Source organism: Thermodesulfobacterium sp. TA1 (assembly GCF_008630935.1).
Classification (GTDB): Bacteria; Desulfobacterota; Thermodesulfobacteria; order Thermodesulfobacteriales; family Thermodesulfobacteriaceae; genus Thermodesulfobacterium.
In genome coordinates, this window is sequence record NZ_CP043908.1 from 876,434 (window position 1) to 889,504 (window position 13,071).

General features: G+C 36.1%; 13 protein-coding genes and 1 tRNA gene. 5 read left to right on the forward strand and 9 right to left on the reverse strand.

From position 1 onward, the window contains the following. Positions 1-127: 127 nt before the first annotated feature. From F1847_RS04510 to infB, 8 genes are read right to left on the reverse strand one after another with little or no spacing between them, the layout of a single operon-like run. On the reverse strand, positions 128-1,510 hold the full coding sequence (locus F1847_RS04510; RefSeq protein ID WP_150071903.1) for an amino acid permease: 1,383 nt from the start codon (positions 1,508-1,510) through the stop codon (positions 128-130). Between the two features lie 56 nt (positions 1,511-1,566). Further along, the gene (locus tag F1847_RS04515; protein WP_150071904.1) at positions 1,567-2,181 is read right to left on the reverse strand and encodes a MarC family protein; all 615 of its coding nucleotides are present in this window, start codon (positions 2,179-2,181) and stop codon (positions 1,567-1,569) included. Beyond that, positions 2,172-3,059 carry a lysylphosphatidylglycerol synthase transmembrane domain-containing protein gene (locus F1847_RS04520; protein ID WP_150071905.1) on the reverse strand — a complete coding sequence of 296 codons (888 nt, stop codon included), beginning with the start codon at positions 3,057-3,059 and terminating at the stop codon, positions 2,172-2,174. Before F1847_RS04520 ends, F1847_RS04515 begins: the two co-directional genes overlap by 10 nt. Beyond that, entirely contained in the window at positions 3,060-4,010 is a 951-nt protein-coding gene (gene truB, locus F1847_RS04525) for a tRNA pseudouridine(55) synthase TruB (RefSeq protein WP_150071906.1), read from the reverse strand. Then, positions 3,997-4,977 carry a bifunctional oligoribonuclease/PAP phosphatase NrnA gene (locus tag F1847_RS04530; protein WP_150071907.1) on the reverse strand — a complete coding sequence of 327 codons (981 nt, stop codon included), beginning with the start codon at positions 4,975-4,977 and terminating at the stop codon, positions 3,997-3,999. The genes truB and F1847_RS04530 overlap by 14 nt, the downstream gene beginning before the upstream one ends. Continuing rightward, positions 4,970-5,323 carry a 30S ribosome-binding factor RbfA gene (rbfA, locus tag F1847_RS04535; protein WP_150071908.1) on the reverse strand — a complete coding sequence of 118 codons (354 nt, stop codon included), beginning with the start codon at positions 5,321-5,323 and terminating at the stop codon, positions 4,970-4,972. The genes F1847_RS04530 and rbfA overlap by 8 nt, the downstream gene beginning before the upstream one ends. A 13-nt stretch (positions 5,324-5,336) precedes the next feature. Then, entirely contained in the window at positions 5,337-5,627 is a 291-nt protein-coding gene (locus tag F1847_RS04540; RefSeq protein ID WP_150071909.1) for a DUF503 domain-containing protein, read from the reverse strand. A 27-nt stretch (positions 5,628-5,654) separates the two neighbouring features. Continuing rightward, a complete protein-coding gene (infB, locus tag F1847_RS04545; protein WP_150071910.1) occupies positions 5,655-8,309 on the reverse strand; it encodes a translation initiation factor IF-2 in 2,655 nt (884 codons plus the stop codon). 141 nt (positions 8,310-8,450) lie between these two features. Here infB and kdsB point away from each other — a divergent pair, with 141 nt between their 5' ends. From kdsB to gltX, 3 genes are read left to right on the forward strand one after another with little or no spacing between them, the layout of a single operon-like run. After that, complete coding sequence (gene kdsB / locus F1847_RS04550; RefSeq protein WP_150071911.1) at positions 8,451-9,179, forward strand: 3-deoxy-manno-octulosonate cytidylyltransferase; 729 nt, start codon at positions 8,451-8,453, stop codon at positions 9,177-9,179. A 2-nt stretch (positions 9,180-9,181) separates the two neighbouring features. After that, positions 9,182-9,988, forward strand: a complete 807-nt coding sequence (amrB, locus tag F1847_RS04555; RefSeq protein ID WP_150071912.1) for an AmmeMemoRadiSam system protein B — start codon at positions 9,182-9,184, stop codon at positions 9,986-9,988. A 50-nt stretch (positions 9,989-10,038) separates the two neighbouring features. Further along, positions 10,039-11,445: a glutamate--tRNA ligase gene (gene gltX / locus F1847_RS04560; protein ID WP_150071913.1), complete on the forward strand. Its 1,407-nt coding sequence runs from the start codon at positions 10,039-10,041 to the stop codon at positions 11,443-11,445. A 2-nt stretch (positions 11,446-11,447) separates the two neighbouring features. Here the strand turns inward: gltX and F1847_RS04565 are convergent, their stop codons facing one another. Further along, positions 11,448-12,599: a DUF3108 domain-containing protein gene (locus F1847_RS04565; protein WP_150071914.1), complete on the reverse strand. Its 1,152-nt coding sequence runs from the start codon at positions 12,597-12,599 to the stop codon at positions 11,448-11,450. 97 nt (positions 12,600-12,696) lie between these two features. Between F1847_RS04565 and rpsT the strand changes: the two genes are divergently transcribed. Together rpsT and F1847_RS04575 are read left to right on the forward strand one after the other, a co-directional pair. Next, positions 12,697-12,978, forward strand: coding sequence for a 30S ribosomal protein S20 (gene rpsT / locus F1847_RS04570; protein WP_150071915.1), 282 nt, complete (start codon positions 12,697-12,699; stop codon positions 12,976-12,978). 6 nt (positions 12,979-12,984) lie between these two features. Then, positions 12,985-13,061, forward strand: a tRNA-Ala gene (locus F1847_RS04575). Positions 13,062-13,071 lie beyond the last annotated feature (10 nt).

Sequence of the window (13,071 nt, forward strand, 5' to 3'; positions counted from 1 at the left end):
CCTTAGATGCTCTAAACTTATTGTTCCTATTGCCCCAAATAATAGGTAAGATTATCCCAAAACAAAGAGCTTGGTTATCCCTGATAATATAATGAAAATTTTTCTCAACATACCACACTATTACATCCTAAGAGTTAGAGTTTATAGAACTATGTTTATAACCATACAAAAAATAGACCAAAATCCCCAAGAAACTCCACAAAATAAACCTTATCCAGGTATCCATCGGTAACCCACTCATGATAAAAAGTAAAAACAAAAGATTAATCGGGATTAAAATATGGGCCCAAGGAATCTTAAAGGCAGGTTGATAATCAGGGCGATACCTAACCAAATAAATGGCTACACCTACTATAAAGTAAGCAAAAAGTGTTCCGATGTTGATAAGCTCAGCTAAAATTTTTAGAGGGACAAAACCAGCAAAAAAGCAGAGAATAAGACCGCCGGTGATCGAGGCTTTGTAGGGGGTGTAAAATTTTTTATGAATTTCAGCAAAAGGCTTAAACAATAATCCATCTCTTGCTAACGCATAAAGGATCCTGGTAAAACCTATGGCCATAACCAACATGACCGAAGTAATGGTAATCACAGCGCTTAAGGAAATAAAATCTGCTACCCACTTTTCATTTATTTTATACATGGCATAGGCTAAGGCATCAGGTTTTCCTTCATATTCCCAATAAGGTAAAACACCTACCAACACGAAGGCTACAGAAATGTAAAGTAAAGTTATGACCAAAAGAGAAAGGATTAAACCCTTAGGCAGTGTTCTTTTTACATCTTTGGTTTCTTCTGCCAGGGTAGCTAACGCATCAAACCCTAAATAAGCAAACACGATAAGCGCAGCACCTCTCCACACCCCCTCCCAACCAAAAGGCAAAAAGGGACGAAAATGTTCCCATCTAACATGCTTAAGTCCAAAAATTATAAAAACCAACAAGGTGATTATTTTTAAAACCACGACCACGTTATTAAAAAGTGCGCTTTTTCTGATACCTATGGTTACTAAAAAGAAAATCAACAAAACCCCTAAAAGGGAAAAAAGGTCTACATATGTGCCTTGAGCAGGATTAAAAGGACCGGAAATAGCCTTAGGGATATGCACATGCAAATTGTTTTCTAAAAAAGCCCTTAAATATCCCGACCAACCGGTAGAAACTGCTGCCGTAGCTATTCCATATTCTAAAAGCACATTCCAACCAACCAACCAAGCCCAAAACTCTCCCAACACAAAATAGGCATAGTTGTAGGCACCTCCAGCTAACGGAAAGGCAGAGCAAAATTCAGCATAAACCAAGGCGGTGAGCCCAATCCCTATACCTGCAAGAATAAAGGAAAGTAGAATACCAGGACCTGCATAGGAGGCTGCTGCCTGTCCCGTTACTACAAAAATCCCTGCCCCTACTACCGCACCAATCCCTATTAAGACAATGTCTTTTAGTGTAAGGGCTCGTTTAAGTTTTGAGGTTTGTTTAACTGCATCAAAAGATTTTTTTCTAAAAATCTCCATAGCTTTATATTATACAAAAAATTTTTTAAAAGAAAAAAGTTTTTTCTAAAATTTGGCTAAAAATTTTCTTTTAGTCCTGTGATGATGTATTCTATGGCAATACTTGCCAAAATAAGACCTAAAATTCTTACCACTGCCTTAGTTCCAAGTTCTCCAAGATGCTTAAAAATTTTGGTTGAGGCGCTTAATATAAAGTAGGTAATAAGTATTACCAGAAAAATTGTCCCCGAAAGGGCTAATTTTACGGAAAACTCAGGGCTTTCACCTAAAATAATAGCTGTAGTAATCGCACCAGGACCGGCTAAATAAGGAATACCTAAGGGGACTACCGATGGGTCTTCCAATTCTTTTACTTGGGTTGCCTCTTTTTCTGAAGTTTTTACCTGGGTAGTCTTACCAAAAAGCATCTCCAAAGCGGTAATAAAAAGAAGTGTCCCACCAGCAATCCTAAAAGAAGAAAGAGAAATTTGAAACAAAGCCAAAACATATCTACCTAACCAAAAAAAGATTAAAAGAGTAATCAAAGCTGTAAGGCTTGCTTTTAAGGCGATTTTTTGACGTTCTTTTTCAGGATAGCCTGCGGTTATACTTAAAAAGAAAGGAGCCCCGGCAATCGGGTCTATGATGGTAAAAAGGGTGATAAAACTTTTAAACAAAAAACTTATTTCCATGATACCCTTGTTTTTAAATAAAAATATATCCCTGGAAGGGCAGAAATAAGGATTAAACTATAGCCTAACATACCTAAGGATATACCATGTTCTATAGAAAAACCCAACAAAGATAAAAAATAACTTAAACTACCTTCTCTAACCCCTAATCCTGAAATACTAAGAGGCAAGGCTGCTAAAAAACTAATAATAGGGATGATTACAAAAAAATACGAATAATTTATCTGTAAATGCAAAGCCAAACCTAAAAAAACGAACTGTAAGACAAATAAAACTTGGATTAAAATCCCAAGTAGCACCGGAAAAAGATTATAAGGTAGACGAACAGGATTAAAATATTCCTTAGGATAAATCTTGGTAAAAAATAAAGAAATTAAGAAAAAACCTATGATTACTGAATAAGTAATAAAAATAATAAAGTAATAAAAGTTTATTGGTAAAAAACCTCCATATAGAGGAAGAGAGACAGAAAGGATAAAAAATATACCTAAAAGTCCGTAAAAACGGTCTACCATAACGCTAAAGGTGGCCTTTTTAAAAGGAAGTCCTTTTTTTGTTAAAAGAAAGGTCCTTAGGATGTCGCCGCCTACTATCCCTGGCATAACGGTGTTTAAAGAAAATCCCATCAAATAACTTTTTAGAAAGAAGAAATAATTTTGTTTAAAACCCCAGCTTTCACAAAGTTTTTGCCATCTTAAGGCTACCATCAGTTGAAAACTGTTAAAACATAAAAGGGCTATTAGATAGGGAAAAAAGGAAAGGTTTTTAAAAATTTCCTTTAGCTTAGCAAAGTCTGTCTTTTTAAACAAAAAAAACAAAATACCAAAGGTAATCGTAAACCTTATAAGAATGCTTATAAGCTGTTTAAATTTTTTCATTTAGTCTTTAAAAACTCTGAAATATTTTATGTATTCATTAGAGAGGTTTTTTAATGGGTTTTCGATAATGGCTACTAACTTGCCTTTTGGGTTTAAAATCCTTATCCATTCATGATAGGGGGATAGGGTAAGTTTCTGAAATTTGATGAAAGAAAGAAAAGAAGAAGTATGCATAGGTCTACCCTCTTGTATCCGTTGAGAAAAATCTTCACTCACTAATATTTTAGGTAAAAATTCAAGAGATTTTTCTACAGGAATTATTCTTTTTACCAAACCCTCGTAATCTTCCTGAACCAACCGAGAGATTTCTTCTAAGGTTAAGGCTTCTTCTATGGTAAAAATACTTTTTTTTAACCTTCTAAGTTTAGTTAGTGTAGCACCACACTCCAACCTCTCCCCAAAACTATTTACTATAGACCTAATATAAGTACCTTTAGAACAATGTATTTCAAACTTCACGTAAGGAAGGGTTATGTCTAAAATTTCAAACCGAAAGACCTTAACCTTTTTAGGTTCCTTTGGTATTAGAAGTCCATCCCTTGCGTATTTATAAAGAGGTTTTCCTCTAAATTTGGCAGCAGAAAAGGGTGGAGGAATCTGGTCTATCTCTCCTAAAAAGGTTTGAGCACCTTTTTTTAAATCTTCTAAGGAAAAATCTGGGATGGGTTTTTGTGCGACTACCTCTCCGGTAATATCAAAGGTAAGGGTACTAATTCCTAATTGCATCTCCCCTTGATAAACCTTATCCCCTTCTAAAAATATTTGGGCTACTTTAGTAGCTTTTCCAAGTAATATGGGTAAAACTCCAGTAGCTATAGGATCAAGGGTCCCTCCATGGCCAGCTTTTTTAATTTTTAATATTTTTTTTACTTTTTCTAAGGTTTGAGTAGAGGTTAAACCTTCAGGCTTGTCAACCACAAGTATTCCGTTTAGCTGATTATCTTTTCTCATAAACTCCTCTCATAAACTTTTTCAAATCAAAAAGAAAGGTTTGAAGGTCTTTTTCTTCAAGCTTAAAACCGCTGGCGTATCTGTGTCCTCCTCCACCAAAATGCTTAGCTATCTCTAAAACTTCAAAAGGCTCTCTGCCTCTTAAGCTTACCGCTATTTTACCCTTTTCAAACTCTTTCACTAAAATAGCTATGTCTACCCCTTCTAAACTTCTTAAAAAATTAGCCAAATAACTAAGGTCTTCTACCGGGTTTTTTTCAAGGTCTTCAAAGGTAAGGTAAGACATCACACAAAAAGGATGCGTTTTTATCGTCTCTAAACGGTTAAGGATGGTTTTTAAAAGGTTTACCTCCTCTATACTTATCTGCTCAAACAGATTTTTAGCTATGTAAGAGGGATTTGCCCCTTTTTCGCATAGTTCCTTAGCGATTTCAAAGGTCTGAGCCTTGGTGTTTTCGTATCTAAAGCCTCCGGTATCAAAATAAAGACCGGCTAAAAGATTTTCTGCCATCTCGTAGGTAATTTCTATCCCTAATTTTTTAAAAATCTCAAAAAGGAGGGCTGAAGTAGAAGGGGCATTGGGGTCGATGATAAAAAGCACATCTTCTTCAAAGAGATTTTCCTCTTTTTGATGATGGTCTATCACTACGTAATCTTTAAACGGGGTTAACCTTTGGGCTACGTTTGAAGCAAGTCTTTTAGGGGTTGAAGCATCGAACAAAACAACCAAAGCCTTCTCAAGATGAGGAAGCTGTTCCGGAAGGATAAACCATTCAAAACCTTTTAAAAATTCGGCTTTTTTAGGTATGCGTTCTATCACTGGATAAAAATTTTTCTTCAGGTGTTTTAAAAAAAAACCAAAAGCTAACATAGAAGAAAGACCATCTATGTCAGGGTTAACGTGGGTTACTAAAATAAAGTCTCGGTTTTTGTCAATTTTTTGGAGGAGGATTTCCAGATTAACCATCTCCTTTGGATTTAGAAATCTTAGCAAACAAGCTATCAAGTTGCCTTTCTTTTTCTTCTCGGTCGTCTAACTTAAACTCAAGGTCCGGCATGTATTTTAAAGTAATTTTTTCTCCTATCAGTTTTTTAATATAACCTTTAGCCCTGTTAAAGGCTTCTTTAACTTCTTCAGCTGGGATCTCACCATACACTCTAAAGAACACTACCGCTTTTCTTAAATCTCCGCCTATTTTAACCTCGGTTATCGTGATAAGCTGCTTAAACACCGGGTCGCTTAGGTCATACATCAAAATTTCTGTTATAACTTCTTGTAAAAGACTGCCTACTTTTTCTGGTCTGTATGACATTAGATAAAAAACCTTAATAATTAATAAAATCTATTTCTGCGTTTATGATTTCTAACCTTCCATCTTTTTGAATAAAGCTAAGAATATCATTTATTTTGCTATCAACCAATTTTTGATCCTTTCCTACCACACTTATCCCTAATACCGCCCTCTGCCAAAGATCGTGCCCATCTACTTCTGCCAAGGAAACTTTTCTAAACTTAGCCTCTATTTTCTGGGTTAAGGCCTTTAGCACCTGCCTTTTAGCTTTTAAAGAATTGGGCTCAGGAATAAAAAGTTCTATTTTAGCTACTCCAACCACCATTTACACACCTTTCAATTTATACAACTTTTAGAGTTCTTGAGTCACCTTTTTAAGCTCAAAAGTTTCCAAAAGGTCTCCTTCTTTTACGTCGTTAAACCCTTCTATCCTTACTCCACATTCATAACCGGCGGCTACCTCTTTGACATCCTCTTTAAACCTTTTAAGAGAGGCTATTTTACCGGTATAAACGACCACCCCATCTCTTATCACTCTTACTTGATGGTTTCTGTTGATAACTCCTTCTTTTACATAACATCCAGCAACTACCCCAACCTTAGGCACTTTAAATATAGCCCTTACTTCTACTAAACCTTTTATTTCTTCTATTATTTCAGGTTCAAGTAATCCAGCCATTGCTTTCTTTACATCGTCGATAAGTTGATAAATAACGTCATAAAACTTAATATCTACTCCCTCTTTTTTAGCTAAATCTCTTGCCTGAGAACTGGGTTTTACATTAAAACCGATAATGATAGCGTTAGAGGCAGAAGCCAACATAACATCGCTTTCAGAAATAGCCCCTATCCCTGCGCGGATGATGTTAACTTTAACCTTATCAGTAGAAATTTTAAGTAGCGAAGCTTGTAAGGCTTCTAAAGTTCCCTGAGTGTCTGCCTTAAGCACGATGTTTAATTCTTTAAGTTCACCTTCTTTAAGTTTTTCGAAAATCTTTTCTAAAGAAATTTTAACTTCCTTGGCTGTCTCTGCTTCTCTTGCCTTTCTTTGTCTATACTCTGCTATCTTTCTTGCTTTTTCTTCACTGTCTAAAACGATGAAATCATCTCCTGCCTGAGGTAAATCTTCAAAACCTAAAATTTCTACCGGGACAGAAGGGGTTGCCTCTTTAACCCTTTTTCCATAGCTGTCAAACATCGCCCTTACCCTTCCATGGGTAAGGCCGGCTACAAAGATATCTCCTTCTTTAAGTGTTCCTTCCTGAACAAGCACTGTAGCTACTGGCCCTCTCCCTTTATCCAGTTTACTCTCTATAATCCTTCCTCTTGCAGGTCTATCATAAGCAGCTTTTAATTCTAACATTTCAGCTTGAAGAAGTACCAACTCTAACAGTTCGTTTATACCGATTTTATTTCTGGCAGAAATATTAGCCATTAGAGTATCGCCACCCCATTCTTCCGGAACTAAACCTAACTCAGCCAGTTGAGATTTAACTCTATCAGGATTAGCATCAGGTTTGTCTATTTTATTGATGGCTACCACTATAGGTACTTTAGCTGCCTTAGCATGCTCTATAGCCTCTTTAGTTTGTTCCATCACACCATCGTCTGCTGCTACTACCAAGATCACTATGTCCGTAACCTGAGCACCCCTTGCCCTCATAGAAGTAAAGGCCTCATGACCTGGGGTATCTATAAAGGTTATTGTTTTTCCAGCCTCCAGTTTTACGGTATAAGCACCGATATGTTGGGTTATACCACCGGCCTCTTTACTGGCTACATCTGTTTTTCTGATGGCATCTAAAAGACTAGTTTTACCGTGGTCTACATGTCCCATAACTGTTATTACCGGAGGACGAGGTTTTAATTCTTCTGGTGAAGGAGGAGTGTATTGTAAAAGGATTTCTTCTTCAATAGGAGCTTTTTCTATTTGATAACCAAACTCATCGGCTAAAATGGCAGCGGTATCTGCATCGATAGATTGGTTAGCGGTAACCGGCATTCCCATCTGTAAAGCCTTTTTGATGAGTTCACCAACCTTTACCCCCATCATTTTAGCAAGCTCGCTAACCTGAATCGTTTCGTAGATTTTTATTTTCTTTTCCTTAGGAGGAAGGGTAGGGGGTCTTTCAGAAGTTTTTTCTTTCTTTTCCTTAGGCTTTAAACCTTCGACTTCTTGCTTTTCTTCAAACAAGGCAACCGGTTCTTCTTCTATAAAAAATTCATCAAACCTTTCTTTTTTAACAAAACCACCTTTTTTCTTAGGTTTTTTCTTTTCTTCTTTAAATTCTCTGTCCTTTTTTTTCTTTTTGAAATCCTCTTTGTCTAACGGTTTAGGCTCTACAGGTACAACAACTTCTTCCTTAGAAGGGGTAGGGGGCACTGATGAATCTTTAGGCTTAAATCCTCTTTCCTTTCTTGGTTTAAACTCTGTAACCACCCTTTTTCCGTAAACTTCTTGAGGAGTTTCTGATTTTGGAGTTTCTGTTGGCGAAATTTTTGGTTGAGAAACTTCTGGTTGAGAAATTTGTTCTTGAGGAGTTTCTATTTGCGAAAATTCTTGAAAAGAGGTTTCAGTTTTTTCTGCTGGTTCTAACGGTTCTTCTTTATTAAACGGTTCAGCTTCTAAAGAAGCTTCTGGTGCTTTTTCTTCATCGAAGGCTTCTATCAAAGAAACCTTTTCATCTTTCTTAGGTTCCTCTTCTGTTTTTTTCTTTCTTAAAAAAAGTTTCTTTTTTTTAGGCTGCTCTTCTTCTATTTTAGGTTCTTCAACTTTTTCTTCTACTTTTATTTCCTCTTTATGTATTTCTTCAATCTCTTCTTTTCTAAAAACTATTATCTCATGTTTTTTTCCATGAAGCATTCTAATTTTTTCTGCTTCTTCTTCTGATATAGAGGACAAAGTAGTTTTAACCTGAAAACCTTCGGCTTTAAGTTTTTTTAACAACTCTTTAGGTTCTACATGAAGTTCTTCTGCTAATTCAATAATTTTAACTCTTTTGGCCATAACAACCTCTATTTAGATTTAAAAATACTTTGGCAAGTTAAAAGTTACCCATTTTATAAAAGATGACTTAAGTTTAATATTAAAGCGTGAAAATTCAAGTCCTTCTTTTATTTTTACAAATTTAGTTTAAATTATGAAACCATGAGAAAGGTAATCATCATACCAGCGCGTTACGGTTCTACTCGTTTTCCAGGCAAACCTTTAGTTTATATAGAAGGAAAACCTATGATCCAACATGTTTACGAAAGGGCTTTAAGTTCTGGTATAAAGGAAGTGTGGGTGGCTACTGATGATGAAAGGATTTTACAGGAAGTCTCAAGGTTTGGAGGTAAGGCCTTGATGACTGCAAACACTCATATCTGTGGGACAGACAGAATAGCTGAGGCTTCTGACATCCTTGGTCTTGCCCCTGAAGATATAGTAATCAACCTTCAAGGAGACCAACCTTTTTTTCCTGCAGCCTATTTTCAACCTTTAATAGAGCCCTTAGTTTCTAAAAAGGCTAAAATGACTACCCTTGCTACTCCTATAAAACAAGATGAAGACCTTACCAACCCCAACAAGGTTAAGGTGGTTTTAGACCTTCAAGGCTATGCCCTTTATTTTTCAAGAAACCTTATCCCCTATTTTAGACCCCCAGGAGAACCTCCTTTATACTTAAAACATATAGGGGTTTATGCTTATACCAAAGAATTTTTAGACCTTTTTGTAAAACTCCCTCCAGGAACACTCGAGCTGACCGAAAAATTAGAACAGTTAAGAGCCTTAGAACATGGATATAAAATAGCGGTTAGTATAGTTTCTGAAGAGGTGCCTGAGATAGACACACCAGAAGATTTAGAAAAACTCAAAAAAATAAGAGGGTTGTAAAAATGAAAAGAGAACCTGCAGTAGCCGGCTATTTTTATAGCAACAATCCTAAAGAATTAGAGAAACATCTTGCCGAGCTTATAAAATTTTCAGAGACTAAAATACCTGCTAAAGGTGGGGTGTTGCCTCATGCTGGGTATTTTTATTCAGGACATGTAGCCGGAGCTGTCTATGGAAAAATAGTCCCTCCTGATATTGCCGTTATCTTAGGTCCGAACCATACCGGTATGGGTAAACCCATCGCTGTTTTTAATGGAACTTCTTTTATTACTCCCTTAGGCGAGGCTAAAATAAACAAAACCTTTACTACCCGTTTTATAGAACTTTGTCCCTTGGCTTCAGAGGATTTTTTAGCCCATGCACATGAACACTCTTTAGAAGTTCAAGTCCCATTTTTGCAGTATATAAACCCAAAGGTAGAAATTGTGGCTATTTGTTTAAGATGGATTTCTCTTAAAGAAATAAGAGAGATTGGGATAGCCCTTGCTCAAACCATTAGTCTTTTTCCAGAAAAAAGGATTTTTATCGTTGCAAGCTCTGACTTTAGCCATTACGTGCCTCAAGAAACAGCTAAATATAAAGATTCTTTGGCTATCAAGGAAATTTTATCTCTTTCAGAAGAAGGACTTTTAAAAGTGGTGGTAGAAAACAACATAAGCATGTGCGGGGTTATTCCTGTAGCGATTAATATAGTTGCCTGCAAGCATTTAGGGGCTACCAAAGGAGAACTCATCGCTTATGCTACCTCTGGAGACATAATCAGAGACTATTCTTCTGTCGTAGGATACGGAGGAATAGTCATATATTAACCTCATCTATTAAGTTTTAAATTTTAAAATAGACAAAGGGAGGATGGTTGATGGCTAAGGTAATTACTCGTTTTCCCCCAAGCCCAACAGGGCACCTTCATTTAGGCGGTGCAAGAACTGCCCTTTTTAACTGGCTTTATGCAAGGCATCATAAAGGTAAATTTATTTTAAGGTTAGAAGATACCGATAGAGAAAGATCTAAAGAGGAATATGTGGTCTCTATATTAGAGGCTTTAAAATGGCTTGGGCTTGACTGGGATGAAGGACCTTATTTTCAAAGTCAAAGACTCGAATTATATCAGAAGTATGCCCAAAAACTTTTTGAGGAAGGAAAAGCCTATTACTGTGAATGCCCTAAAGAGGTTTTAGAAGAGAAGAAGAAAAAAATGCTTGAAAGCGGACAAAAACCAAGGTATGACAAAACATGTAAAGATAAAAACTTAGGACCAGGCGAGGGTAGGGCTTTAAGGATTAAAGCCCCTGAATTTGGTGAAATCATATTTGAAGACCTTTTAAGAGGAAAGATTGTTTTTCCCGCAGAAGAAGTGGACGATTTTGTAATACTTCGCTCAGACGGTACCCCCACTTATCAGTTTGCGGTAGTGATAGATGACATTACCATGGGTATAACCCATGTAATAAGAGGAGATGATCATATCTCTAATACCCCAAAACAATTAATTATTTATCAAGCCTTTGGGGTTGAACCTCCTAAGTTTGCTCATATTCCGATGGTGCTTGGACCTGACGGGGCTAAACTTTCAAAAAGGCACGGTGCTAAGTCTATTCTTGAGTATAGAGAAGCAGGTTTTTTACCTAATGCGTTGATAAACTATCTGGCAAGGCTTGGCTGGGGTTTTGGAGATCAAGAATACTTTACCGTTGAAGAATTAATAGAAAAGTTTGACATCAAAAACGTAAACCTTTCTCCTGCAAGGTTTGACCCAGACAAACTTTTAGCAGTCAACGCCTATTGGATAAAAGTTAGCAACAATCAATTTTTACTTGCACACCTAAAACCTTTCCTCTCAAAAAAATATGACCTTACTCGATTTCCTGAAGAATATTTATTGGAGGCTATAGAGACCGTAAAAACCAGAGGAAAAACCTTAGTAGAACTTGCAGAGATGATGGATTTTTATTTAGTAGAAGAGATCTCTTATGACGAAAAAGGAGCCAAAAAGTTTCTCATACCTCAAATGGTTCCTGTATTAGAAAAGGTCTGTAAAGACTTGGAAAATCTACCTTTAGAAGATAAAACCTTAGAAGAATATTTTAGAAGTTTAGCAGAAGCCTATGGTTTTAAGTTAAAAGACATAGCTCAAGCCATCAGAATAGCCCTTACTGGAAAAACGGTAAGCCCAGGACTTTTTGAAATCATAAGAGTTTTGGGAAAGGAAAGAACAATTTCTCGTATTAAGAAAGCTTTAAATTACATTTTTGAAAATAGTTTTTAAATCTATTTTACTACCTCTTTAAGTTTACCGACTAAGCTGCCTAAAAGGGGGAGTTTCCCCCTTATTTCTAAAGGATATCTTTCGTCTTTTAACAGATAGACCCGAACTTCTCTATTTCTGCTTAAAAGCTCGCTGGTTTCTGGAAGTCTAACCTTTAATTCTAAACAAATTTTTTCTTTATTTTGATAAGCACATTGGATTTCCTTATAAGAAGAAACCTTTACCAACTTCCTTTCTTCTTTTACATAGATTGGGAACTCTACTCTGGGTTGGCTTAGATAATCGTTTAACCAAGATTTTATAAAAGAGGAAAGTTCATCATAAATAGGATAGGCTAAGTTAAAGGTTTCTCCTGGTTTATCTGATTTTAAATCTTTTTTTACTAAAACTATTCCTTTTTCTTTTTCAAAAAAGATAAGTTTTTTCCTTTCCTTTTCTCGGTCCTTTGAATAAACGATTGTTTTCCATGGATTACCTTGTTCATCTACCCAGGTTTCCCATTTGGCATAATAAGGATAGATGGTATTTCCTAAACCAGTAGTGTAAACAACCGCCGTATATTTAGCCCCTTCTATCTGGATAACCGTTTCTCCTAACTTAAAAGGTCCGTAGAAAATCTCGTAAACAAGTCTTTTAGGTAAAGACACATTTTCTTTAGAACCAATGGGTGAAGAAGGTTCTAAGTTTTGGGTTTGTGAAGAAAGCCCTTCTTCAGAAGGGCTTTTGGCAAAACCAGATTGAATTTGAGACCCATTAGATGGTTCTGAGTTTTGGGCTTCCAATCCAATTTTTTCTTCAGAAGGATTTACGAAAGGATTAGATTGAGGCGGGGACGAAGACTCTTGAGAAGAGGCGGGGAAGGCTTGATTGAAGGATTCAGGTTCATGGGTTTTAAGCTCACTCTTAGGGGTAGGTGTTGCAGTTTTTTTAGAAAATTCCTTTTTAGCTAGTTTTTGTTTATTTTGAAAAGCGTATCTATCCTCTTTAGAAAAAGATATGTTTTCTAAGTTAAAAAATTCTTCTAAATAAAAATTGAAAAACTCCTTAGTATTAGGGGTTAACACTAAAAAAATAAAGAAAAATGTATGAAATAACAATGACAAACTAAATGCAGAAACAAAAGGTTTAAATCTTTTTTTTATGTAAGCACTCATCGATTTTTAGCAAAAGTTTTTATACAAACCTTGACAAAATTATATTTTACTATAAATTTTAATCCAAAACTTAACAAAGGAAAGGGAGGGGAATAAAGTGCCACATCACAAGTCTGCTAAGAAGGCTTTAAGACAGAGCGAAAAAAGAAGGCTAAGAAACAAGGCCTTTAAAAGTAGGGTTAAAACTGAGATTAAAAAGTTTTTAAACTATTTAAACTCCAAAGAATTAGAAAAAGCTGAATCGCAATTAAGAGGCGTTCAAAGTTTGATTCATAAAGGGGTCTCAAAAGGAATTTTTCATTGGAAAAAGGCTGCTAACAAAATTTCTAAGCTTTTTAAAAAGTTTGAATCAGCCAAAATCAAAGCTACTACCCACTAAAGATAAGGGGATGTAGCTCAGCCTGGGAGAGCGCCGGAATCGCACTCCGGAGGTCGGGGGTTCGAATCCCCTCATCTCCACCAGGAGAATCAA